At 43.2% G+C, this 26,006-nt stretch carries 14 protein-coding genes; 1 reads left to right on the top strand and 13 read right to left on the bottom strand.

The annotated features are described in order from the left end of the window. Window positions 1-22: 22 nt before the first annotated feature. Window positions 23-1,201, bottom strand: a complete 1,179-nt coding sequence (locus tag A7985_RS15250; protein ID WP_065791323.1) for a multidrug effflux MFS transporter — start codon at window positions 1,199-1,201, stop codon at window positions 23-25. A gap of 233 nt (window positions 1,202-1,434) precedes the next feature. On the opposite strand from A7985_RS15250, the gene A7985_RS15245 reads away from it, so the two are divergent. After that, window positions 1,435-1,902 carry a hotdog fold domain-containing protein gene (locus A7985_RS15245; RefSeq protein ID WP_065791322.1) on the top strand — a complete coding sequence of 156 codons (468 nt, stop codon included), beginning with the start codon at window positions 1,435-1,437 and terminating at the stop codon, window positions 1,900-1,902. On the opposite strand, the gene A7985_RS15240 is transcribed toward A7985_RS15245, so the two are convergent. From A7985_RS15240 to A7985_RS15185, 12 genes are all read right to left on the bottom strand, one after another. Next, window positions 1,899-2,285, bottom strand: coding sequence for a bactofilin family protein (locus tag A7985_RS15240; protein ID WP_065791321.1), 387 nt, complete (start codon window positions 2,283-2,285; stop codon window positions 1,899-1,901). The genes A7985_RS15245 and A7985_RS15240 overlap by 4 nt on opposite strands. Continuing rightward, complete coding sequence (locus A7985_RS15235) at window positions 2,275-3,375, bottom strand: M23 family metallopeptidase (protein WP_065791320.1); 1,101 nt, start codon at window positions 3,373-3,375, stop codon at window positions 2,275-2,277. The genes A7985_RS15240 and A7985_RS15235 overlap by 11 nt, the downstream gene beginning before the upstream one ends. 122 nt (window positions 3,376-3,497) lie before the next feature. Continuing rightward, window positions 3,498-4,811 carry a fumarylacetoacetase gene (fahA, locus tag A7985_RS15230; protein ID WP_065791319.1) on the bottom strand — a complete coding sequence of 438 codons (1,314 nt, stop codon included), beginning with the start codon at window positions 4,809-4,811 and terminating at the stop codon, window positions 3,498-3,500. A gap of 133 nt (window positions 4,812-4,944) precedes the next feature. After that, window positions 4,945-5,991 carry a 4-hydroxyphenylpyruvate dioxygenase gene (gene hppD, locus A7985_RS15225; RefSeq protein WP_065791318.1) on the bottom strand — a complete coding sequence of 349 codons (1,047 nt, stop codon included), beginning with the start codon at window positions 5,989-5,991 and terminating at the stop codon, window positions 4,945-4,947. A 431-nt stretch (window positions 5,992-6,422) separates the two neighbouring features. Then, window positions 6,423-7,859, bottom strand: coding sequence for a peptide MFS transporter (locus A7985_RS15220; protein ID WP_063370884.1), 1,437 nt, complete (start codon window positions 7,857-7,859; stop codon window positions 6,423-6,425). Window positions 7,860-8,134: 275 nt separating this feature from the next. Next, complete coding sequence (locus A7985_RS15215; protein WP_141685379.1) at window positions 8,135-9,343, bottom strand: DUF642 domain-containing protein; 1,209 nt, start codon at window positions 9,341-9,343, stop codon at window positions 8,135-8,137. Between the two features lie 171 nt (window positions 9,344-9,514). Then, window positions 9,515-13,615, bottom strand: coding sequence for a poly-gamma-glutamate synthase PgsB (locus A7985_RS15210; RefSeq protein WP_065791317.1), 4,101 nt, complete (start codon window positions 13,613-13,615; stop codon window positions 9,515-9,517). After that, window positions 13,605-17,906, bottom strand: coding sequence for a HEAT repeat domain-containing protein (locus A7985_RS15205; RefSeq protein ID WP_141685378.1), 4,302 nt, complete (start codon window positions 17,904-17,906; stop codon window positions 13,605-13,607). The genes A7985_RS15210 and A7985_RS15205 overlap by 11 nt, the downstream gene beginning before the upstream one ends. After that, window positions 17,885-18,652: a hypothetical protein gene (locus tag A7985_RS15200; RefSeq protein ID WP_065791315.1), complete on the bottom strand. Its 768-nt coding sequence runs from the start codon at window positions 18,650-18,652 to the stop codon at window positions 17,885-17,887. The genes A7985_RS15205 and A7985_RS15200 overlap by 22 nt, the downstream gene beginning before the upstream one ends. After that, window positions 18,639-20,927, bottom strand: a complete 2,289-nt coding sequence (locus A7985_RS15195; protein ID WP_065791314.1) for a hypothetical protein — start codon at window positions 20,925-20,927, stop codon at window positions 18,639-18,641. Before A7985_RS15195 ends, A7985_RS15200 begins: the two co-directional genes overlap by 14 nt. Beyond that, on the bottom strand, window positions 20,914-24,030 hold the full coding sequence (locus tag A7985_RS15190) for a poly-gamma-glutamate biosynthesis protein PgsC/CapC (RefSeq protein ID WP_065791313.1): 3,117 nt from the start codon (window positions 24,028-24,030) through the stop codon (window positions 20,914-20,916). The genes A7985_RS15195 and A7985_RS15190 overlap by 14 nt, the downstream gene beginning before the upstream one ends. Further along, complete coding sequence (locus tag A7985_RS15185) at window positions 24,030-26,000, bottom strand: hypothetical protein (RefSeq protein ID WP_256096779.1); 1,971 nt, start codon at window positions 25,998-26,000, stop codon at window positions 24,030-24,032. Before A7985_RS15185 ends, A7985_RS15190 begins: the two co-directional genes overlap by 1 nt. Window positions 26,001-26,006: the final 6 nt, after the last annotated feature.

The following is a 26,006-nucleotide window of genomic DNA, read 5'->3' as shown; positions in this document are numbered from 1 at the left end:
CGACTTATTTTGGTTATTTATATTAAGCCGCGCTGTGCAATGTATGACGATACTTTGAAAACAAAAGTAATAAAAACGGCATTGCCATAATCAAGTGTAATGCCAGCTGCCAAGGAGCAATCAAACCCAGAGGTTGTGTTGCGACAGCGAGTAAGCCGGCGCCACTCATTTGCATTAACCCTATCAGTGCAGAGGCTGTACCCGCTTGCTTTGGAAATTCTGCAAGTGCGTTACCAGCAGCTGCACCCAGAGTAAAGGCAAACCCTATAGATGCGATATACATGGGGAGCATGTAAGTGATGACATCTGTCTGAGGCAAGGCAAAGGTAATAACACCCGCGCCGCAGAATAGTGTCAGTCCAAACTGCAGAGCTCTGCGACTGTTACGCTTAATGAATTGTGGTGCAATAAAGCTCGATACGATACTAATGGCGGCATTGATGGCAAACCACAGGGTAAAGTCAGACATCGGTTTGCTCAAATGAGACATGATCCAACCCGGCGCACCGACGACGAAAACTAACATCGCAGACATGCATACCATGGTGATGGAGGCATTAAACATAAACTTTGAGCTACTCAACATTGGCGTGAAACGGCGAAAATCTAATATGTGTCCTTGATAAATAGAGTCTTCGGGCTTGGTTTCTTTAAACATCACAAATATCACCATTAAGCCGATTACGGCAAAGACGCTTAAAAACAAGAAGTTACTTCGCCAGCCAAATTCGACTGTTAACCAAGCGCCCAAAATGGGCGCGAGCGCAGGGATAAAGCAAACAATACCATTGAGGTAAGTGATCATTTGACCACTGCCTTTATGGCCAAAACTATCTCTGACAATGGCAAACGCGCTAACGAATGTGGCACAAGCGCCTAGGCCCTGTAATACGCGAGCCATCATGACCCATTCCCACGTTTGTGCGAGTGTTGCCAAAATAGCACCCGCGATAAACAGAGCAATACCAAAGATTGCAATGGGTTTTCGGCCGTATTTATCTGCAAGCGGGCCAGCAATTAATTGCCCAAGGCCTACAGCCAGCATGTAAACACTGACAGTTTGCTGAATTTTAGCCTCACTAACGACCAAGGCATTTTGCATGTCGACAAAGGCAGGCAGGTATAAATCAATGCCTAGCGGGCAAAAAATGACAAGCAGGGCGAGAATAAAAATTAAAGATTTGCTGGTACGGTGTTGCATGGTGTCTCCTTTTCGACGCTATTGTATTGTGCAGATAGCAAAAAGACAGGACAAAACGCCGAAATTGGAAAATATTTTATTCGAATGATTAAAATTGTCAGGAGCAAAACGTACAGACTTAAAGTCAGTGACTTTCAAAGCGAGTAAGTCAAAAGTATTTACTGTCAATTTTTACGCTAGTTTTAACTGGTCTGATGTGTTAGTTTGGCTAAAAACAATCATCAGGATAGTGTATGGCTAGCTCACTATTAAAAACGTATAAAAAATTCAAGTGGCTCCCTTTTGGTAATTGGCTATTCAGTAAAGCAATATGCAAAAGAGCGCCTTACTTTGCGACTATCAAACCGAAAGTAACGCACCTAAGTAGCGGTCGGATCTGTGCCGAAATGCCTAATCGTCGAGCTGTTCACAACCACATAGGGACTGTGCACGCGATTGCGCAATGCAACCTTGCGGAATTATGTGCAGGTGTAGTGACTGACGCTACGGTGCCAAACCATACGCATAGGTGGATCCCTAAAGGAATGACGGTTCAATATTTGAAAAAAGCGGACTCGGATTTAAAAGCGCAGGCACAAATTCCCATGCCTCGTCAGTGGAGGGACAAAGAAGACCTCATCGTGCCAGTCGAGTTGTTCAACAGTGAAGGCGTAAAAGTATTTCACGCCGACATCACGATGTATATTACGGAAAAAAGCTAAGCTTGCTCTTGCTGTTCGATAGGGGTGACATTTGATAGGTCAGTGTTGTGCTTTAACTGGCCTTCAATATGCGCGCCAGCTTCGATACTGAGCGTATCATGGACGATGTCGCCATGGACTCTAGCTGAAGGCTCTAAACGTACCTGTTGGGCTGTTATACAACCATTCACAGTCCCTTTGACTTCAACTTGAGTGGCAGTAATATTGCCCTCGATAATACCGTGCTCACCAATCACTAAGTGCTCAACTTCTAAGTTGCCAGTGATCGTGCCATCGACTTGGATTTCACCGTCACATTTGATATCACCAATAACTTGGGTGTTGGGGGAGATCATTGCTACGTATAACGCAGTGGATTTATTGTTTTTAAGTTTATTGAACACGTTCCAGTACTCTTGCAAGTTTAACAGGGTTAATATGCTTTTTATCCTGTAATACCTCATAGTGCAAGTGTGTACTAGTACTTCTTCCTGTGCTGCCCATCAAAGCGATAACATCAGACTGTTTAATAAGCTGACCTTTTTTAACTTTGATCGTGTGTAAATGGCCATAGCGTGTAGTGACACCGTTAGCGTGTTGAATTTCTATAAACTTACCATAGCCGCCATTCTTTCCAGCTCTGGTGACCTTGCCATCCGCAGGGGCTATTATCTGAGTTTTATGCCAGCCAGCCAAATCAACCCCTTTGTGATAAGCACGCCTACCCGTGATTGGGTCTTTTCTGTAACCAAATGCACTAGAGATATAATATTTGTCTTCTTTTACTGGCATACTTTTTGGGAGTGTTTGAACTAAATTCTCTAGCTGGTTAAGCTTCACTGAGCTATCAATTGCCTTTAAATAGGCTTGTGGTAATAAGTTGCTTTGCACTTGATGATACGGACCACCTTGTGCTTGCGTTGACGTCTGAGCTTGAATCCCAGCCTCTTGCATACTGGCAATTAAGACTTGATTACGTCTAGCAATCAGTCCGTGTAGTTGATTAAGCAATTTGGTTTGAGCGTCATCAAGCTCTACAGCGTGATGATGAAAGTCACTTTCATGGGTATGCTCTGCTTCGATAGGGCGCTCGTTATCGGTTTGCTCTGCTTGAACTTCAGGTTCAGCAATCGCTTCTTCAGTGATTGTACTTGGCAATGAAGCCATCAGTTCATTCAAAACAGCGTGTTGAGCATCTAGCTGCGCTATACGAGTATTTTGTTGCGCGAGCTTGGCTTCTAATGCGGCTTTTTGTGATTGCCAATCTTGCTCTCGTAAGGCAACTGAATTATTTAATTGTGATATGCCTTGTTTTTGTTTGAAATATTGAGCTGTTGCAAAGCCAAGCCAAATTAAAGTTGCAAAAACACTTATTGTCAAAGTGATTTGTAGCCAAGTTGGCACAGTCAACAGTGACACTCTGCCGTTTTGACGCAACATAAGTTGTTTAGGTTGAAATAGCTGAACTATTAGGCTTTTGATAACGCTTAACATAACACTCAAAAATTTAGATAACGCTTAACTCTAACAATTTTTATACAAAAAGCCAGTATAAAAATACAAAAAAAAGGCGTGTTTATGCACGCCTTTGATTTAAATAGAATTATACTATTCAATTATTTTGCAGGAAGTACCGTGCCTTCCACAGAGCCGAAGCCAATACGGTTGAAGCCGTCTGCTTCACACCAGCCGCGCATGATAACCTTGTCACCATCTTCAAGGAACTTACGCTCTTCGCCGTTGCTTAACGTGATTGACTCTTTACCACCGCGAGATAGCTCAAGTAATGAACCTGCTTCTTCATGCTCAGGACCTGATTGCGTGCCAGAACCTAACATGTCACCTGGTAAGAAGTTACAGCCATTCACCGTGTGGTGAGTGACCATTTGTGCAACTGTCCAGTAGCTGTGCTTAAAGCTAGACTCAGATACCTTGCTCGGTGCTGCGTTCTCGCTGCGCATCTTATCAGTTTCGATAAGTACATCCATTTGAATGTCAAATGCACCTGCTTCACGGTTTTGCGTAGACTCAAGGTAGCTCATAGGTTGAGGGTCGTTCTCATCGCGATGCCATGCAGTGCGGTAAGGTGCAAGCGCTTCTGTTGTAACAATCCAAGGGGATACAGTTGAAGCAAAGTTTTTAGCAAGGAATGGACCTAGCGGCTGGTATTCCCAAGCTTGCAAATCACGTGCTGACCAGTCATTGAATAGACAGAAACCAAATACGTGATCTTCTGCATCTTCAATACCAATTGCATCGCCAAGCTCGTTCCCTTTACCTAGATAAATACCCAGCTCTAACTCATAGTCAAGGCGCTTACATGGACCAAATGACGGCGCTTCTGCGTCAGGCGCTTTAGTTTGACCTTTTGGACGAGGGAAAGTTTGACCAGAAACATCGATAGATGATGCACGACCGTGGTAACCGATTGGCACCCACTTATAGTTAGGAAGAAGCGGGTTATCTGGACGGAACAAACTACCTACTGCAGTCGCGTGATAGATTGAAGTATAGAAATCAGTGTAGTCACCGATGTGACATGGTAATGCATATTCAACATCATTTTGTGCTACAAGTGCACTTTCCAGCGTACTTTGGTGCTCAGAGCCTTCACGCAGTGCACGAGAAAGTGCAAGGCGCAGACCTGACCAATGTGCTTTACCAAGGCCCATAAATTCATTAAGCGCTTGTGCGTTTGCAGCTTCAGCCGCTTCTTGCGCAACACCGTCAAAGATATTTGCAGCAGCAACCGCACCAAGATCTAATACTTGGTCGCCAATTGCCACACCGCCGCGGAACTCTTCGCTGCTTCCTTTACGACGAAATGACGCAAAAGGTAAGTTTTGAATAGGGAAATCAGTACCTGCTTGGTTTGCGCTTACTACCCAGCTTTTTAAATTTATATCGTGTGTTTCATTGATAAAAGACATGGTCTTTCCTTTTTTATACAAACTGCATATGACTATGCATTTTAATTTGTGCTTTCGCCAGAATATGGCCAAGTTTAAATAGCAAAAGCAGCTTAGGAAAGCTGCTTTTTATTTTGTCTTAACTGGTAAGTGATTAAATCACACCACGACGCTCTTGGTCACGTTCGATTGACTCAAATAGAGCCTGGAAGTTACCTTCACCGAAACCACCGTCATCTACACGTTGGATCATCTCAATGAAGATAGGACCGAATAGGTTCTTAGTGAAGATCTGTAGTAAGTAACAGTTTTCGCTTTGGCTATCTACTAAGATCTGGTGCTCTTTGATCTTTTGCTTATCTTCAGCAACCCAAGGAACACGGTCGAAAATTGTATCGTAGTAGTGATCAACAATATCTAACGTCGCGATGTTTGTTTTGTCTAGTTTGTCTAGAGAACCAACAAGGTCGTTTGTTAAGAACGCAAGGTGCTGTACACCCGGACCATTGTACTCATCTAGGTACTCATCGATCTGGTTGTTGTTGTCGTCTTTACCTTCGTTAATAGGAATTGAGAAAGTTCCACAAGGCGACTTAAGCGCGTATGAAAGTAGTGCAGTTTTTTGACCTTTGATGTCAAAGTAACGCACTTCTTCAAAGCCAAATACGCCTTTATAGAAGTTAGCCCATGTTTCCATTGTACCTTTGTAAACATTGTTTGTTAGGTGGTCAATGCGAAGGAAACCTTTATCTTCAACAATATTTTGCTCAGCTAAATCTTCAAAGTCATTTTCGAAGATAGAGCCTTTATCACCGAATACATCGATGAAATAGATTAAGCTGTCACCAATACCGTAAATTGCAGGGTATGGTAGGTCTTTGTTTGCAGAATCTGTTGCAGGTTTTGCACCACGCTCTACAGCGACTTCAAATGCTTTTGCTGCATCTTCTACACGCCAACCCATTGAGCAAATCGCTGGGCCGTGTGACTTAGCAAACTCAGCTGAGAAACCTTCACGCTCGTTGTTTAGTAAGAAATGGATCTCGTTCTGGTTGTAATGAACGATGTCTTTACCTTTAAACTTTTTAAGTTTAGAGAAACCAAAATCAGCAAAGATTTTGTCCATGTAATCTGCGTCTGGTGTTGCGTATTCAGTAAATTCGATACCTACAAGGCCAAGAGGATTATTTACTTCACTCATTGTCATTCTCCTGCATTAAGCACTGGATTGCTTGTTGTAATTTATGCAGTGGATGATTAATCAATTTTCTCTAAAGTGGAAGGTTTGAGGGCCAATTGGCTGAACGACATTTTGTAAATTTGGCTGCACATTTACAGGTGTTTAGACACAAAATGAAAACAGACAATTTTTTTTGATTGAAAGTCTGTAATTAAACTGAAAAATAGTACAAAAAAATAGTGGGTTATTTCCTCAAAAAATCTATAAGTTATAGAAATATATGAAAATTATTTAGCGCGGATAAATTTACAGATAAATACTAATTTGCTGATAATCCGAGTCCCGGTGTGTTGATAATATCGGTGGTTGTAAAGTACTTTGTACATTTGCTTCGTGTGGATATAAAAAAACCGCGCTATATGGCGCGGCTTTTTATAAATTTTATTTGCGGTTTATTGTCTTTCACCGCTCACTTCAAGCTCTTTTTCAAGGTAGTGCTCTTGTGTATGAGGCTCGTTATCGCCTTCAGCGCCATGCATCCAGTCAACAAGTTTGTTGCTTAGTAAGTACATTGCAAGTGCCGATAGTAACGCGGTTGCACCTAAGCCAATGAAGATGCCCATTGCATTGTTCATTGCCTCTTGACCTTCGCCTAGGAAAGAACCTACAAAGCCAGCGATCTTGTTAGCCACGGCTGTACACAGGAACCAAATTCCCATAAGTAAAGAAGCCAGACGTAGCGGAGCTAACTTACTTACCATAGAAAGGCCGATTGGAGATAAGCATAGTTCACCAAGCGTGTGGAAAAGGTAAAATAGTACTAACCACATCATGCTAATTTGTAATGTTTGGCCTGGCTCTGCGCTCTCTGTCATAAGCGCTAACATCATTGTAAGGAAGCCAAGTGCTAAAAATACGAGGCCGATGGCGAATTTAACTGGCGAATTAGGCTCTTTTTTATCTAGCTTAAGCCAAATCATCGCGACGATTGGCGCAAAGATGATGATGAAAATGGAGTTCAAAGATTGGAACCAAGAAGCAGGGATTTCAAAGCCCATTAACATACGATTAGTATAGTCATTGGCAAACAGGTTCATTAAGCCACCCGCTTGCTCGAAGCCCATCCAGAAGATAATACTGAATACAGACATAGTGAAAATGACGCGGATTCGATCTTTTTCTACTTTGGTCAATGGCTCTTTAGTGCCTGAGGCAGATTGCTGTTGTGAAAGCTTAGCTGATGGTACAACACCGATGTCGCCTAAGTATTTTTGACTTAGCAGCATCTGCATCACAACTGAAATCACCATACCGATACCAGCGGCAACAAAACCAGCCTGCCAGCTAATAACTGCAGCGACATAGCCTGCCACTAGTGGACCTAGGGCACCACCCATGTTGATACCCATGTAGAAGATAGTGAATGCACCGTCACGGCGCTTATCACCTTCTTCATATAGATCACCAACCATAGTAGAAATATTTGGTTTGAATAAGCCGTTACCAATACAAAGTAGTGTTAAGCCAATATAAAAAACGTTTTCTTCTTGACCCGCAACAATGCTATGAGGAATACCCATAATAAAGTGACCAGCGGCCATCAAGATACCACCGATGATGATGGCTTTGCGTTGTCCTAGTACGTTATCTGCTAGCCAACCACCGAACAAAGGGGTTAGGTATACGGCCATTGTAAATGTACCATATAGGCTTAACGCGTCTGCATTAGTCCAACCAAAACCGCCATTTTGTACTTGCGCTACTAGATAAAGTACTAAGATTGCACGCATGCCGTAGTAGCCAAATCGCTCCCACATTTCCGTGCCGAAAAGCAAGAATAGGCCCTTAGGGTGACCTAGGATCTCGCCTCGATTAGGTAATGAATTCATGTTTTCTTCCTAAACTTAATCATAATGTGTTTTGTGGCCTTAATATTATTGGTGAGTTAATACAGCTTTATGAAGCCAAATTAGCGCACACTTTGAACGGGTGGCCAGTTCCCAAATTGCTTACATGCAAAGTAAATATTGACTAACTATGCATGAAAAGCGAGTCAGTATACCCAGCGGACAGACTTTGGGGAAGCCTTACCAGCTAGGATTAGACGTATTTAGATATAAAAAAGCCAGCTCAACGCTGGCTTTTTTGTTTCAACAAGTTGTAATTAACGACAGTAATTGTCGACAAAGGTTAAATCGTTAATATGCTCTGGGCCGTCCATGATATAGGTCGCAACCCCAGTATTTGGATTCAATGTATAAATTTTAGCATTTTGACCGCTTTGGCGACCTGATACATAAAGTGTACCGTCATCTGATATTGCCAATCCTGACGCCCAATTGACACCATGCTTACCGATTTCAGTCAAAGTCATATCGGCAGTGTCTAGTGTGTAAAGTGCTTTGCCTGTTAATACATAAAGTACATTGTTATCGGCTGAGTATGCGATGTCGCCGTGACTAAAGTCATCGCCTGCGTACTTCAACTTACCTAGTACTGTTTTTGCACCAGTTGCTAAGTCATAGTCGTACATGTAGGTTTTACTCGTGGCGCGCAGAGATAAGCCATCATCGCTAATTGCAGAGCGGTAAATGGGCCAAGACGTTGCATTTGTGACAGCTGTTTCTACATTACCGTCTAAATCTAAAGACCACAGGGTAGATGCTTTAGTCGCTTTGTCATTTTGTTCCATGAAATACAGTACACCGTCTTTCGATGCGATGTTAGAGGCGGTGTGAGAAACACCAGCTACTTTGCTGTAAGTGCCATTTTCTACATCGAAGTTGAAGATATACCCATTTCCTGCATCGCCAAAATTATTGATACCGAATAGACCCGTTACACAATCTGCGGTTACAGACACATTGTCTATTAATGCGCCATAAGAGTCAGATGTGCCGCTGCCGCTAAAAGTCAGCGTGCTTTGTGACGAGTTAGCAGTCACGGTAACAGTAACATGCTGCCAACCACGTGAAGTACCGTTTAAGTTAGCGACAACTTGACCATCCCAGCTCACCGTTGCTTGGTTTGTTTGTGCATTGTTTGCGACACGAGGAGAGTAATAAAAGCTGATGACATAGCGTTTTCCAGCTTCAGTCGCAAAGGTTTGATAAGCGTTGTAGTTGCTGGTTGAGTCTAGCTCTAAGTATTGGCTACCGTCTTGCGGTTGAATAAGTCCTAAGCGGTCAGTTTGAATTTCAAAACGAGCGCCGCTTCTTTGCCAGCCTGGTAGTTCGTTAAAAAGTTTCCAAGTCCCTGTGATATTACCCGATTGTTCAAATGATCCATTGCTAATTAGATTATCGTCAGCTAATGCAGATTGGCTCGCGGTTAATGCGGTGATTAATAAAACAGATGACTTCAATAACTTCATACGCTACTCCCAACTATTACTCAACATCCGTTGTTAGTAAATTGTTAATTTATTTGATTGCTTCTAATCTTATTTTCCTAGTTATCGGACCTCAGGTCAATTAAAATACAAAAAATGACTGGAATTTATTATTCCTAAAAATGAATTCAAGACTAAATTAGTTAAAAAGTACTACTTTTTGACTGAGGTGAGCTTTTTTCGTTTCTGTTGTAGGGCCAACCAGCCAGGCTTTTGACTGCGATTGAGCGCTGCGAGCACAGCAATTGCTTTTTCCATGGTAATTCGTTGCATGGCGATATCTTTATAAACCTGTTGTGCGGTTTTTTTACGCTTAACTGCTGCACCGGCATCTAGGAAAGACTCAACAACTTGTAATAAAAACCGTGTTACTCGGTTTTGTTTAACATCATCAGTCTCACCCTGCTGATCACCTTCATCACTTTGTAAGCGTTCTTTAAGGTGCGATATTTCCGCCTGGCTAAATTCATTTTGTGCATGAGGCAGTTTGCTCAGTTGTGCTAAAAAAGCATTAAAATAGTCGTGTTCAATCACGCCGATGCCAGATATTTGTGAGAGTTTTAGCAATCCAGCCCTAAATTGTGCCTGACTAATGATAGGGCTAAGAAGATGGTCGCACGTCTGATGTAAATGATGCCATTTTTGCCATGCGTAAACATAATTTAGACCAGCCCCTTTTATATTTTGCATGCCCACAATGAGCTGATGTTGGCCGTCAATGCCCAGCTTAGCTAGCTTTAAGGTGAGTTCGTTAGCACTAATGTAAGGGTTTTCAATTAGTTGAGTGCGACTGTTTAAAAGTTTCGTCAAACTATCGGTGAGTGTTTTGGCATTCGATTTTAAATCTTCAATCGCGACTAATTGGTGCGCCAAATGCCAGTCTGCAGCCAGCTGTTTTAGCAATGCAAGTTGCCGCTCGCAGCTGACTTGCTGTTCAAGTAAAGCGCCGATTTTTTGAGTGTCATGGAGGTCTTGAGGGTCTATTTCTACATCGGGTAATAGGGCTGTGAATTTATCGCAAAGCATCTGATCAGAAAGTAAGCATTTAAACTGCTCTAACAGTTTTACCAGATCTTCTCTATCGTTGTTGGCGACGATTCGCGTAATTCGCGCCTGAAGCGCTTGATTAAAGTAGGCCAAAAAGCCATCAACATTAGTACCTATAACCACGATATGATCAAAGATGAGATCTTCAACCAAAATGTGTGCAAAGACTTTTGTGCGCGCAATGCGATCGTTTCGGTTGTTAATCAGCGCAATGGTTTGTACTTTTGGCTTTTGGCTCGTACCAAACAAGTTTAAACGGCGCCAGTTTTCAATTGTTGCGAGCCGCTCATTGGCTGACATACTATTGACAAATGACTGTGTCAGATTACCGATTGGCGCTTGCTCAAAGTGTTGTAAAACCCCAATATCAGGCACGATGCGTTCGGCCGTTTCTTTGTATACATAGTCCTTATTAATGCCTATATACTGTGCCATTTTACATACCAGAGCAATATTATCTGGATGCTCTTCATAAGGGTATAACGCGCGAATGTCATCGGTAATTTGGAAGCCATCTCCCCAGTGAACCTGAATGAGCGTCGAGTCTTTTTGCTCAGCGGATTTATTTAGGACAGGGTACATTGTCTGCTCAGCCGTAAAAACCTGAGTATCAGTCCCAATAAATGCTGACATCTCTCGGGCGACATCTAACCCAGTAGGCCCTAAAATATCTTCGTGATCTGGGTATGCATTGGTGATGGTCGCAAAATTGTCATTCATCCAGCGACGTAATATTCTTACATACCTTGGTGTGAGCCCCATGCATTCCCAGAGAAATACATCTGCCCGCACTGACTTTGCAAAAGATAAAACATCGCTTTGTTCCCAAATACTGGCTTTATCAAAGGGCCTAAATAAAGGTAGCTCGTGCTGCTCCCCGTCACTGCTGGCATAAATCATCATTGCTTCACATCCTGTGGTTTTGGTAATGACTTTTAATGCAATGCTACTGAACAAGGCGGACTTTAATCGTTCAGTTCCTGATTTACCGCGCGTGCCCCAACCGCCAATAGAGATAGGTATGTGTTTACGGTTTTTACGAATTTGCTGACTGACTTTTATATGTCTTGACCAAAAGTATGCCATGAAGGCACAGACAAAAAATACTAACTGACTAATACTGTTTTGATAGATCGAGTACAAATACTCCTTAAATCCTAGCCCAATATTGATAAGCGCTGTGCTGACAGATGCCTTGGAGAACAGTTTTTGGATGCCTGACTCGACAGGGAAATGTGCATTGAGTGTCGAGCCGTAGGGGCTAAATTTAACTGTAAAGCCCAGAGATCTGATGGCTTCAAGGTAATTTTGTTGTTCGATTTCTCCCCCTTTACGCATTTGGTCAAGCCCTGAAAAGCGCAGCGAGATATGCCAATACGCGCTAATACGTTTTAGCAAAGATGGCGGACGCACAATCGTTAAAATACCATCTGGCGTGTAGCTTTTGGCTTCTGGAGTAATATTGTCTTGGCTTAGAATCGAGAGCAAGTAGTCAGGTAGAGGCAAATAGGGCCGAGAAGAATGCTCTTTGAGGTTATAAAGCGCTTCACCGGGGACATTTGTTTCACTTATCTCGGCAGTAGAACAACTTGCTACGTACAGTTGTGCTGAAGGCTTTTTCGCTTGCGTATGACTAAAGCTTTGTCTTTTATCCGTACTTGGCGTAAAAAACTCATGCCAGATACGCCAAAAACGGCGACCCTTCGAGGTGCCAAGCGTAATTTGCCATTTATCTTCTTTTTGATGGCCATTAAAATCTTCTTCAGACTGTGCAATGAAACTCAGTGCTCTGCCTATATCATCGATGTTTTGATTGGCGTCTAACACGGCACACTGATCGAGGCCAATTTGGTCTTCGATACTGACGACCAAAGACTGTAAGTAAAAGCTATTGAGTTGCTCTCGGGTACGGGTAATGAAGCGTCTCACCGCGATATTGGGTTCGACTTCTAACTGCGTGTTGAGTATCTGGATAAATTCTTCAAAGACGAGGTCAGGCTCGTCGGTCTCCAACTGCATGTTAAGCATAAGTCGAGCACTTTGCTCAAGCGCAATGCGTTTTATTTCAAAGCTCTCTTCACCTTGAATGCAGTGTCGCCAATGACGCATTGCAAAGTTATCTTTGCCAAACCTTGCTGCGGTCAACTGTTTGACTAACGTAAAACGAATTGCGTTTGCTGTCTCTGATTTGAACCTATCTTCTAGCAACTGTAACGCAAATTGATCGTCGTAATAAGGGGTATATTCGATGGTTGCTTGACGCACCCTCGGATAAGGGTGGTTGCTCAATTGTACTAGCAATTTTACGTCTGAGTCAGTCAAGTCTCTTTGTTGTACAAGTACACGCGGCAGCGCAACAAGGATGAAAAGTTGATCATTGCTCTTTGGCTTATCTGCAAAATCGTTGACCGACTCTGCAACCTTTGCCCACATGAAGCTGCGGATAAAAGTGGGCCTTTGGTGGATAAGGATTTCTAAAATGTCTGTTACCGCAAGGTACGGTGTGTTGTCCGCTTCCAGTAACTCGATGAGCTGTGCGACCAAGTCCGCATCCAACTCTGGGTCTGCACTGAATTCATGGATTAAGGATACCTGATTGACCAAAGCGCGTATCATACCGTGGCGTATGTGAACGCTATTACTATTTGCCAATAGATGTAAAAAGAAAGGTTGTAGGTCTAGTTTTTGCCATGCGGCGCTGAGGTCATCTTTACTCAACCGTAAGTATCGATTCGTTAATGCGCCAAGTTTTGAAATTAAAAACTTTAAGTTTTGTTCTAACTCTGCGACTTTACTTTGATAACGCGAAATGACGGCACCTTCGTCAAACCATCTTGAAAACGCGATTTTGTCTTGTTGTAGTTGTAGTCTTGACGCGCCCAGTTGTTCGGCATACTTGAGAATATGCAATTCTTTTTCGGCTTTCAGTTCTGCTTTATTCAACCGCTCTATAAAATTTTTATAGTCAGCATCAATGGCTTGTAACCGCCCGTAATGGCTTTCGATTTTATGACGTAAAAAAGCGATGGTTTGTAACAGCTGCCAATAGGAAGTCTGTTCGTGATCCGGCTTATTCTTGATCAACTCCCATTCACTGAGCTCGTCAACAAGTTGCTGATATTTATGCTGGTAGAGATTGAGCCAAAATTTTTCAGTGTCTGCAAACAGTAAATCTTGGAGTTGATCCCTGAGGGTCTTATCTGCCATTTATATCTTGCTCCAAGAAATGCGTTAACTGTAGTGACTCAAAGATAATTTCATCATGTGCAAAAGGAGCAAAGCCTGTGTTTTGTAAGTTGCCAAGTGTTACTTCAAAACGCACGTTATGATTGTTCCTAAACCAATCTTGTGTCCAGTTTAGGCTGATCCAACCAGCGGTATGTTCACTAAAATCAAATAAGGTTTGCCAACCAATAGAAGTGAGGTATTGCCAGGTCGCATTGGGACGGTGGTCATCAGCGAAAACGTAGCTACTACTGAGCCCAACATTAAAAATATGTCCTTTGTAATATTGTTGCCAACTCCCACTAAATGTCACTGTATCTAGGCTTGTCCAGTCCTCATTAGACACAGCAGAGACTTGTCCATTGAATTGGCTATCTACCCAAGGTTGATAACGAATTCTATAACCTGCTTGCCAACCATGCATGTGTTGGGCGCGATAAAAGTTATACATATCTTGGCTGATGAGTGGGTCGTCAAGATATTCCTGTTTATCAATACTGGTGTAATAGTAGTAAGGCTGCCACCACCATTGGTGCCTGACTGAGGTGTCATTCCGCCAAATCTGACCAAGAGTGACATCGATATGGCTTGTGAGGTGCGTTTCGTTACTGGCGGTTGTCTCTTGCCAGCGGTTATATAGCCCCACTTCAGTATACCAAGGGGTATCATCATCTAACCAGTTGTACACTCCGTTGAGTGCCAATGATTCATAGCGCAAGTTGTTAATGCGATATGCGCCTTCAAGCATGTACCAGTTCTGTTTGAAGCGGTTTCGCAGTCTCATGCCAATATCTAGCCTATGGGCTGTTTCAATGGGCTCGCTGGTTTGGAAAATACCATCTCGATCGTAGCTGACAAAGCCTTCCACATGGGTTTGATTACCATTAGCGCTGATTAAAGGTGTATTAAGGTGCCTCGCCAGTCTGTCAAAGTGCAGCTTTGGTCGTTTGAGCGGAATAGGTGTGACAGGAGGTGCAACAGCGATTTTTTGACGATTTAAATTTAGTTGCCATGAAAATACTCGTGCCAATTTTGAATAACTATTTGGGATGGTGATGATACCTGCAGGGTAAAAATCAATGGCTTCCCTACGCAGATTATCTTTGATGTATTCAATTTTTACGAGCGCATCTTTTGCCAGTGCAGCAGATACTGGTTGAGTATTACTCGCATAATAAAATAATTGTCGTTGGTCTAACTCAATATTTTGCCAGCCTTTTTGGTTTAGAACTTGTACCTCGACTTGTAAAACTTGCGATAAATAGGGGTTTAGCCAACGAACTTTAACGGTACCGTTGCCCAGTTCCGATTGTTTTAAACCGAAGGTACTCATATTATTCGTAATTGGCCAAACGGCTTTGCCATTGCCCGTCTCAATTGAGACTAAAGCGGCTGCGTTAGATATGAGCTCCGCATCAGAAAAGTGAAAGAACAAACGCGTTTGCAGCGATTGCAATGCGCTGAAATCGAGGGACAGTGTATGATATGGGCGGATGGTGAGGCCTTTGGCGTTATATACTTGAGAAGTATGTCGGCTAATTTGTTCCGCGATACTGCGAGATTCAAGTGCTGACAAATCAATTAACTGCGTGCCTGCATAATTCAGGTATTGCTCAACTGGCACCCAATGACCAAAGCTTTGCACGCGATCATGGAGCTTAGTCAGTTGTGAGGGGACTTCCAGTGTACTTAATTTGGAGAATAATGCAGTAAACTCGTAATCTTCTAAGGTATTATTTTCAAGTCTGTACAGTGCATTATTTAAAAGCGTGGTTAACGAGTCTAAATTAGTGCCGGGCTGCTGATGTAAGAGGTCCATAAACGGCGTGCCCAGTTCAAACTTGCTCAATTGTTGTGTTGAGTAAGGGTCAAAATGGGCGGCATCAAATATTTGTAATTGCAGATACACTGATGCGCTGCTGCTGAGTGTGAGCGTGTCGCCCGCTTTCAATGTAATCATACTGCTAGAGGCTATCGAGAGTGTACTTTCATCGCCTGGCGTTTTCACCGAAGTGGTTGAGAGTACATCGCTAAATAGCGGCATAAAATAGTTATTGTTTTCTTTGTCTACATGCAACCATTTGATGGCATTTTCTGCATAGCTCTGGCCTTCAACACGGGCATTTATTTTTACATTGAGTGGGGAATGCGCGGTCAATGTCAGTGGAGATTTGCCAATTTTAAACGCTTTGTAAGTCGCCGTATCACCAACTAGCTGCACTTGTTCAAAGTAATTTAGGTCATAGTTTGGTTGATCTTCTTGGGAAAGCTCTGTGTAGCTTGCATAGCCTAACCCTTGATAGAGTCGATGACTGTATTGAGAAAACAATTTGGTATCGTGATCGAGCCATAATGTTTCTAGAAACTTCCCTTGTGCAAACAGTGTGCTTCTGACCAATTCAGGGCATCCTTTTAAGGATGCTTTTAGGGCGCATAACCCTTGAATATTAAATACTTGATTACTTTGCTGGTATCGCTTTAGTAGTTCATTTGCAGCAAAGTCACTGAGCAACCGATCAGGCTGCTGCAATAAAGCAGCTAAATAACGTAGCACAGCGTTTTCTTGATTGAGTCTAGACAGTATTTCGAGTCGCAATTGCCAAGCGCGTAAGCGAATTTCAGGGAAGGAGCTGTTTACAAGCGCTCTTAATTTGGGCAAAGCTTCGGTGGGGGAGCGCTTGGCAAGGTACTCAATTTCACCTAGTTGATATCGCCAATGGGATAGTGCTACTGAACTTTGTTGTGTAGGGTCAGCAGGCAACTCAGAACCAGTAGGTGAGGGTATCTTGAACAAAGAAAGACTGTTGAGATAACTGTCAGACTTCGTTTGTTGTATTTGTGCCAGCAATTTATTTGTGACCACACTTTTTTCGCTTAAGTTTTTGGGCTGAGCGTACAGTAGTTCACTATTTGGAAGCGGCAGTAATGTTCTAATTTGTACTGCAATATCGATGTTGGCCTTACTGGCTGAAAATACTGAAATTTGCTTGGCATCCATATCTACATCGATTTGTAGCGGTACAAAGCCTTGTCTGGCATCTATCGCTATTTGGGAGCGCTTGCCATCTACATCAACAACCAGTGTCGTGTTTTTATTACTTCTAATATAAAGCAAAGCCCATGGTGTAACTCTTTGCTCTTGAGTTAGATCGAAGTGCAGCGACTTTTTTAGGCGAGTAAACAAGAGCGTATTATTGGTGTGGCTTTGGAAAACTTGCTGTTTGGCTTCTCGCAGTGGCTGGTAAATGGGCACAATTCGCCTATGGATAGCGATAGATTGATTTGATGGACTGATAGGTGAGAGGTAGCTACCAGTCGAAACTGTGCTCAGCAGATCTTGGTATCGTCTAAGTGCTAAGGGCGTTGCTTGCTCTGGTCGAAATTGCACTAAGCTAGAAATATCATGGTTGAGGTAAATATCCGTAAGGCGCTCATCCAAGTTATTGACCCAGTGTGGGTTAAATAGATTTTCTTGCTGTTTTATCGCTGCATCCACATCAAAAATGCCACGGTGCATTTGCTCTAACTTTACCCATGTTTTGGTGTGACTTTGTAACGTCAAATAGCTATTGGCTGGTATTGTAAAATAATCGACATTAGCGACCCCCAATTTATGTCTAGTATATTCTTGTGCTTGTGCACCGGACACATTGATGATACTGACGGGGTTATCATTGACTAACGCAAATACTTTTCCGCCTTCACTTAGGTCGTAGAGATCTCTGTGGACAGTAAGCTTTAGCTTTTTCGCATGTTTAAAGAAAACTTTTACGCTTTGAGCGTTACTAAGTGGATATAAAACATTATGCTCTTGTGCCAGCGCGACCGTTTTACCGGGTAGCGGTAAGCGTACAGCCCGGCGAAAGGGATCCCTATGGTTGTGTTGATGGCCTCGCCACACGTTGATTTGAATTGGGTTGATTGTCGTATTACTCAGTTTTATCGCGCGAGCGCGTTCAGATGCCGGTAGTTGACAGCTATTTTTACGACATAACCACAGGTCTTTATTTATGTGTGAGAGGGCATAGAACGTTTGTCCTTGCCAGAACTCGACCTTTTCTAGCGTACTAGGCTCAACAGATAACCACTGGCCTGCAGGTAAAAATAAGAACTTAGATTGCTTTTTTTTGATCTTTACATCCGCTGCACTACGTGACAATTGTCGAGTTTGTGCATCATACCAACTGACGTCGGCTTGCAAGTACGCTTCTTGTGCCAATGCGGGCTTAGTTGCCGCACTAAATAAAAACACTAGGCAGAGTAAGAGAGGCATAAATTGAATTGCTCCATACTTACAGGGTGTGATTTTAGTCTTTTTCTCATTGGCTTACTGATTTCAATATGAATAAATCTGTGCGGGGCTAAACCCACTTTATGTAGTACGTTCTTGGTACCACCCAGTTCAAATACATCTTTCTGATATATATAGGTATGCTCACTGAGGGCAAGTAAACATCCTTGGATTTTCATCAGTTTAGCATTATAACTGCGCCCCTGACTCAAGATAAAGTCGGCTTTTTTCCCCTGTGTTGTTTTCCGCTTTTTTTGGTTAAACCCATGAAGCTGAAAAATCAGTCCGTTTGGATATCTATGATGAAACGCTTTTACCGCCGCGACATGTAGCCCTTGCGCTCGCTTAGAGTAGTCCATAGGGCTGGAGTCTGAGCTTTCGCTATGACGATGATGTGTGTTGTGAACCATGACATTGCAACTTGTATCAAAAAGTGAGCGTCCTATCGTTAATGTATACTTATCATGGTATTGATGTGGAATCGACACGAAGCAGGGTCGATTAGAAGCTCGGTATAACAACACCCCACCGCCATATTGATTAGAGGTATTTATCAGAGAGTGCACAGTATTACGACTCCCCCCCGTTTTTTGGTATTTCCAAGGCCCAATGCTGGCAGGTTGTACAAACCATGTATCGATATCCTGCCACAGGATCTGTGGCTTTGCCGCTACTGAGGATAAACAACAGAGCGAAAGTACTATGGCAATAAAGCTATGTATTTTCATTTTGCCACCATATTGGGGTTAAAGGTTGTGCATTGTGTTCTTCTAAAATGGTAATCCACATATCATGTTCAGCTGTAATGGCGAATTTTTCAAGTGATTGAATGTCTGAACCTATTTTTATTGTGACAGGGGGATAACTGATAACATCTGTTGATTGAGGATGAAGCATATAGGCTTCGCTATTGGCTGGCATCAATGCGTATCTTTTAGCCGCTATTGTATACTCTTCACTGAGACCTTTATGATACTGGCCTATGAGCTTGGTGTTGATAACTAACGCAGTCTGACTGTGCGAAGTGACCGGGTATAAGAAGGGCTTAATGACAATCGACACGGGTTTTGCTCTATTGGCGTATTGTAAAGACAAGGTTTCGCCCTGAGCAATTTTAAACAAACGGGTTTTTATATAATCGCGTTCTTCTCCCGAGTTGGTATATATCGAACGGGTATTCCCGCGCTTGTATGACACATTGGAGAGCGAGCTGGCATTTAAATCAGCCTCAGAGAACTTGGGCACTTGGTCATTAATGGCAATGAGCTTGGGGGTTTTGAGTTCGCTATTTTTAACGACCGACAACGATTGCGGATCAGATACCTTCCGATAATGGGCGGCAGAGGGCTCTGTTGGTGGCTCAAAGTAATTGCTTGGGCTGTGAAGCAGGGCGGTATTGGAAATTGGGTGTTTGTCAAAGAGTGATTCAGAAACATAACTAGTCTCTTTAATCACAGGAAGTGGCGGGGCTTCAAATAGCCTGACTTTTAGAATTTGTTGCAACTCAGTAAACGTGAATTCATTTACTGCTTTTTGCGCAAACCAAGCGCCAATTTCGATAAAGCTTGGTAATGGATTTTCACAAAGCTGGTCGCATAATACATTTTGGTAGTGAAAATGTTGATTTCTGCTCTGAAGTTTAACTGCTACGCTGTCTTGACTTGAAATGATCACTTTCGCAGCATCGGGGGGCAACCTCAGGAAATACTTTTGACTCTCATTAATAGTCTGACGCTGTGTTTCTGGCGTTATCAGTCGATCGTATTGTGATATCAGAGATTCTAAACCCAATCGGTACTGCTCAAGTGGCTGCGCGTCTTTGTCCAATACAGTAATACTCACTTGCGAACCGAGCGTATCTAAATCTCTAAAATCCATCACGATATCACTACTGCCAGTCACGGAATAAGTAACAGGCGTTGTAGGTCCCATTATGTAGTAATAGCTGTGCAGTGGCACCAAGGGCTGCTCCCCCTGTCGCCATTGCGTCAGCGCAGGCAAGCTCGATTGAACCGTTATTAGGCCCGGTGATATGTTTTGAATTTTATAAACGTTTTCAGAGATGAACTCAGCTTTGAGCTCTCTTGGTGCGCGAAGCTGTTTCAGATCATGCCATGTGATACGCAGCGTACTCAGAGGGGTAGAGCTCGAAAAGGTCAACGCTTCATTATTCGACACTCTAAACGTAGCGGTTAACTCTTCGGAGGAATAAAAACTATCTAAGTCCAACTGCTGCGCCGAAAAGTCGTAGGTAATGACATTGTACGGTAATGTTTCATACAGAATGTCGCTGACGAAATCGATATTTGGGATCCCCTGCGGCGCGAGCTTTTGCCAGTCAAAGCTGACGGCATTGTTGAGTTCCCATTGTGCCAAGGCATTGCCGCCTAAAGTATGATAATTAAGCATTCTATCTCGCCACTCTAAAGGCAACTTTAACCAAATTTGCTGGCTGCCATCATTATCCGCGGGGGTTTTAGCGTGCAGTCGAACGACGACACCGCGCAGCGTATCCTCTTCAGGAATGAGCTTTAACCTGATTTGACTGGCGCTGGGGTAGGCAGAGGTATCCACATAAAAGGATTGCCCTGATGCTACCGAAAGGGCTTTTCTATCTTCAATAATTTGTTTTACTTGCTGCTCTTGTGCGGCGAGCACGAGCTTTGATGCATGGTGGTATACATGTTTGACCAGCACTTGGCCTTGCTGGTCGAGTAATTGATACTCAATAGCATAATTGACCGGCTCATCGAAGACTTGTTGGCCCTCAAAAATCGCATTGGAGAGGAGTCGTATCGCCAGTGTGCGAGAGCTGGAAAAATTAAACGAGACAAGCTTATCAGTGGGTAGCCAATGCACTACTGAACGGGTTTCTTCTTCGCTTCGTTCTTCAAGGCGTTCGGCAGATGACAGCCAAACATAACCGTTATAACATGCCCACAGTGCCACCAATACGAGTGTGCTCGCACATAGTATTTGGAGGATCTTTTTAATCCAATACATGTTGAATTCCTCCGGCGGCGTAATTGAAATCCTTAAGAGACAGTATTTTATTGCTGGTTGGCGTGTAAATGGCGACTAATTTATCTTTTATTTTGATAGTCAGCGCCAACTGTTGATTACGCTCTAATCGTACGGCTTGTAATCGGCATTGGTTGTGGGTTTGGCAAAATTGGCTCAACAGTGGCAAATGCTGATCTTGAGCATATCGCTCTGTTAGCGCTGTGATGTCATCGATTGGTAGAGCGTTGCTGCTATGCTGCCAATCGTCTGGTCCCAATACCGAAGTTCGTAAAGTTTTCAGTTCAGGCAGATGAGAAACCGCGATAAGGCGCTGCAATAGGGCTTGTTCGGAAATTGCGAAGTGCTGTTTAAAATCCGAAGCAAGCCACAGTGTTGCGAGTTCACTGCGTGGGCTAAATAATCGATACCCAGATTGTGGGGAAGTACCAATTTCTAGCCCTCGGGTTTGCGCTTGTCCCGCAACCACTTGTGATTCGACACCCAAATTCATCAGTGTCTTTTGAAGTTCCACCAATGTGCCTGTGTGCTGTGCGTTGGGCTGTGTAAATTGGAACGCGATGGCGCTCGGTCTTATATATGACGGGGCACTGTGACTTCTTACCTGTAAACTTAATATTGGCGTTTGGGCGAAATGCCTGAGTGTGCTTTGGTGTACGACATTAAAGAGGCTACGCACATTGGCGGGAGCCATAACATTAGCAAGCTCGTTTGCGTAGGGGTGAGCGCCAGCAATTAACAGCGCCTTGGCATTTGAACGAGCAAATAAGTCGCCAGAAAACTTTAATGTATTACTCTCAAAAAGAGGTCTGGGGACTTGGATATTTAACATGGTTTCGGGGTGCATATTAATCACGTAAAGCCCTTGACCCTGCTGGTAATACTCCGCTGAGTTGATCGGTGCAATGACGATGTATTGTTCCAATGCCTTATCAAGGATCTGCAGCTGGTACCCCATCATATTGGCGATATGATTTATGCGCTCTAATCGATTGAGCTCGTCTTGGCTAAACTCCCTATCGATCTGTTCGTAAACCAAAGTGTAAAGTGGCCCCAGTATTTCAAATTCCCAAAGTGCAGCTTCATTATTGGTTAACTCCTTATAATGATTACTTCCTTTCGCGCTGATATGCAGAGAAAACTCATCGATAATCTCGTTTAGTGATGCATCTGTGAAGGTGACTTTAGAATTGGAAGAGGTACTGGTGTTGAGTACGACCTCAGACAACAAGTTCGAGTAGCTTTGGCCATCAATAAAAGCTTCGACCATCTTACCGGTGAAGTCCGGTGTGGGTAAGCTATTACGATGTAGTAGGCCAAACTGCCCTCGCTCAAAGCCCATTAGGTTCGTCAGTTCTCGCTGAGATAAAGAAGCCGGTAGCTGATTATAGATCCAAAATTGGCTCTGCAATCCAAATGGGCTGAGTTGTAAGTCAATCCGAGTGTATTGATTTACAGAGCGAATTTGCAACACTTCGATATCTTCTATCACTGAGAAAAATGCGCGATAGTAGGCGCTTTGCTGTGATACCTGTTGCGTTGCAATAGAGGGGGTGAACTGCGTGCCAAGCACTAAAGCATTGCTATCGAGTAATTGGAACAGCAACCCTGCGGCATCACTGGCGACTCGCTCACTGGAAGGGTGTGGCACGCTAATGACATGATTTCTACTTGGCGATTTCGCAAGCGCAAAAAAACCACGCACGGTATTGCTCATTGCATCTTTGATATAGAGGTATTTATCGTCTTGTTGCAAGGTGAACTGTGCTTGAGCAAGCAGTCTACGCGCTAGCTTGATGTTATCTGGGTCTTGCCTATCCCGATTGAGTACCCGAATTGCACTAATAAAGTTTTGTAATGTTTGCGCTTGTTGGTATTGGCTGATTGAGACATGGTCACTTTGCTCGGTATACAAAAAGCTTTTATAAGCACTGATTTGTTGGCTCAGTTCAATTTCGGTGTTGTTCACAACACTAAGATCAGCAGGTTTGTAACTAAAAATGGCGGGTACAAACATAATTAAAAAGCCAATTGTGATAGCAATTAAGCCGCCAACAATAGACGTTTGAAAGGTCGCCCTGATGACCAAGCCCAATGCATTTTTTTGGTAAATCTTCAGTGCAAGAAGCGTCGAGAGCATATAACCAAATGCGAACGTGTCTGTGACTTTGAGGGTCGGGTAGTAGTTCACAACGAGGTAATTTAAGGCAATTTTGTAAGCAAAACCAATATTAAAGAAAAACAGCAGCAACCTAGCCCCTTCAAAGTTCGCATGACGCAACTTGGTAAAGGTGAGGATAGATCCGCCTATGATTAAGATGACCGCGGTTTCCGCAAAAGAAGTCAGTAACTTTGTTGGCTGCATGATCTGTAATGCGAGCAGTGCGGGCAACATAATGCCATTAAACTCCCAGCCGTATTTTATGTTGGCCCGGGATGCGATAAATGCGGTGATAACTAAAATGATGTATGCCTTGGGCGCTGCAATAATCGATGCGGCAACCGCCTCATACATAATGGCCAAATTGGCGATACTAAAATTAGTAAATGGCATTAGGCCATAACGCACTAACAAGTAGGTAAGAAATAACTGGATTAAAGTGACACGCATACCATATTTAAAACCGCCGTTCCACATGACGTTGGCGGTCAAGGCGATGATAACGAGCCCCAGACTATATAGCTGGCTCGAGTAATCAAAAGTGATATCCCATTGAGCTAAATAGAGCGCAACCAGTGGCCACAACAAGGTGTCCATGACAACTCTGACTAGAATGCTTATCAAAATAATGGCAAAAAATCGGTCTCTGCCAAACATTTCGCTGAACCCGAAGCGCTCCATCAATATTTTGGCTGTCGACAGCATGACGACGTATACAACGATTGCCTCAATTAATATCACCACCGCCGAAATCGGCGTGACAATAAAGAGGGGAACCAAATATCCCGGTACCACTAGCCCAGTTAATGGAAAGCCAAATCGTAAATTCAACATACAGACCACGGCGATACCCACCCATACCGTGGTGATGACTGATTGACCTAGGCCGCTGCCGCTTGGGAATAGCTGTAAAGCCCAATCCATTAACTCTGAGCCTTAATTTCAGACGATTCCTCAAGATCGACCTGTTGCATTTGAAGCTGACGCAATAACTTAGTCGGATCATCGAGTTGTTGAACTAAGTAAGAAATATCAATGAATTCAAATAGGATGCCTCCGACCTCAAAAGGTTCGCCAATACTGCTCGTTGTACGTGAAGCGCGCAATGAACGAATACTCAAAATAAAGGTCGCTTGTCCTAGCTGTGCAGGCATATATAGCTCGCCTTGCTGCAGCGTAATGTAGCGCAACTTACCTTTGGCTTTTTCATTGTCTAAATGCGTGACACGCTCCAATAAGTCGAGAGCGGTCATTTCGAAAAGAGACATTTCATTATGTTTTGCAATCTCTTCAATTCTTTGATTTGTCTGCACTACTTGGCCAAATAAATTGAACATGATGGCGGCCGTGTGGATTTGATTGAAAACATGCTCCAACGTCGAGAGCTTTTGCTCCATATCACCAATTGAAGATTTAACTTGTTGGCTAAGTGGCTTTTGCAATGCGAGCGTCAGTACTTTAGTTAACGCGCTGGTATTGGCTTTTTGCTGGTTCTCATAAATACGAAAATGGAATAGCAGTTCACCAATTTGATTGGCAAACCGATTAACGTTTTGCACAAAGCGCTCTTCATCAAAGAATTCATTTGGTTCAACGGTCATTGCCCAAAACCCCCGAATATCACCTGCGTACATAAGGGGCACAACATATTGGGCCTCTGATTCCGACAAGTCATTGAAAAAAGGTCGAGTGATATGGATTGCACCAAACGCTTTTATGGCATCGGAATAGGGAGGTCTCTCATAGTCACGACGCATTTCGTGAATGTCGGATAAAGTACAATTAATCGCACGGATCTCGTGCAGCCGATGGTCGCCTTCAGTCCTAGCTAAAAAGATCGAGCGGCTTAACGCCAACTGTTGATTTACCAATGTAATAATGGCATCCCAAGGGCTTGTTTGTGCGCTAAATGCTTGCGGGAGATAACGTCCCATCATACGTTGTTGAACATTGCTGATGATGTCATTGAGCTCAATTTCTTCAACCCATTTGCGCGCAAAAAATACCCATAGCATAGTCACAAGCGTGGTAAAAATAATTTGCCCAATCGGTAAAAAATAGTCAAACCAAAGCACACCTAAATATGCTACTAACAAGCTGACTGTGACCACAACACTGGCAATGAGCAGCGCAACATTGAAGCTACTACGCTGATAGGTGATCAGCAAAAGCGTTAAGATGACTAATTGCAATATACTTGATTGTAATAGGGGCATTTGTGCGACAAGATTTTGCTCAAGCAAGTTATCTGCAATATAGGCGTGGAGATAAACTGGGTCGTTAAAAATGTCGATTTTGGGTGCTCTTATCTGCAATGCAAATTCTAGCTGTTTTTGTGACACGAGTACCAGTTTGTCTTTAACTTGTGCATCAAAGACATCGCCCGAGAGCAGGCGTGAGGCATTGAACTTAGTTAAAGCCGCAGGGGATAGCGAAAAGTCGAGTAAATTATCTTGTTGCTGGTCTTTATCACCTAAAACGGCATGCCAAACACTCTTACAGCCAGAAGGAGTCTGCTTTAGCACAATTTCATACCCAAGCCACGACTCAAGTGAAGGCAAGCAATATCTGGGATCTGCGTATGGAAAATAGACATTGTCAAAAGAACGCTGTTGCTCTCCTGAAACATGGCTAAAGATGACGATGGCTCTGGCTTCTTGCTCTCTGAGCCGGGTGATAATTTGGTTTTGTTGGGTCAGCAGATTGTCTGACTCAATAACGACTACCTGTGTATCTTGCCGATTTAACTGTTGATTGAATTCCAAATATATAAACGCATTCAGTCTATGCAATGTACCACTTAAAGTGACAAGTAATATCAAAATGCCTAACAGCATCGTAGACCAAAAAGTCTTTTGCCGTTTTATGATGAAAAACTGTTGCTTTATCGACACTACCAA

Source organism: Pseudoalteromonas luteoviolacea, assembly GCF_001696455.1.
In the GTDB taxonomy this organism is placed as follows: Bacteria; Pseudomonadota; Gammaproteobacteria; order Enterobacterales; family Alteromonadaceae; genus Pseudoalteromonas; species Pseudoalteromonas luteoviolacea_C.
This window is presented reverse-complemented; position numbering and strand designations above follow the sequence as displayed.

Coding starts and splice junctions, on each gene's coding strand:
- A7985_RS15250 (WP_065791323.1), bottom strand. CDS start 1,201: ATGCAACACCGTACCAGCAAATCTTTAATTTTTATTCTCGCCCTGCTT.
- A7985_RS15245 (WP_065791322.1), top strand. CDS start 1,435: ATGGCTAGCTCACTATTAAAAACGTATAAAAAATTCAAGTGGCTCCCT.
- A7985_RS15235 (WP_065791320.1), bottom strand. CDS start 3,375: ATGTTAAGCGTTATCAAAAGCCTAATAGTTCAGCTATTTCAACCTAAA.
- fahA (WP_065791319.1), bottom strand. CDS start 4,811: ATGTCTTTTATCAATGAAACACACGATATAAATTTAAAAAGCTGGGTA.
- hppD (WP_065791318.1), bottom strand. CDS start 5,991: ATGAGTGAAGTAAATAATCCTCTTGGCCTTGTAGGTATCGAATTTACT.
- A7985_RS15220 (WP_063370884.1), bottom strand. CDS start 7,859: ATGAATTCATTACCTAATCGAGGCGAGATCCTAGGTCACCCTAAGGGC.
- A7985_RS15215 (WP_141685379.1), bottom strand. CDS start 9,343: ATGAAGTTATTGAAGTCATCTGTTTTATTAATCACCGCATTAACCGCG.
- A7985_RS15210 (WP_065791317.1), bottom strand. CDS start 13,615: ATGGCAGATAAGACCCTCAGGGATCAACTCCAAGATTTACTGTTTGCA.
- A7985_RS15205 (WP_141685378.1), bottom strand. CDS start 17,906: ATGCCTCTCTTACTCTGCCTAGTGTTTTTATTTAGTGCGGCAACTAAG.
- A7985_RS15200 (WP_065791315.1), bottom strand. CDS start 18,652: ATGAAAATACATAGCTTTATTGCCATAGTACTTTCGCTCTGTTGTTTA.
- A7985_RS15195 (WP_065791314.1), bottom strand. CDS start 20,927: ATGTATTGGATTAAAAAGATCCTCCAAATACTATGTGCGAGCACACTC.
- A7985_RS15190 (WP_065791313.1), bottom strand. CDS start 24,030: ATGGATTGGGCTTTACAGCTATTCCCAAGCGGCAGCGGCCTAGGTCAA.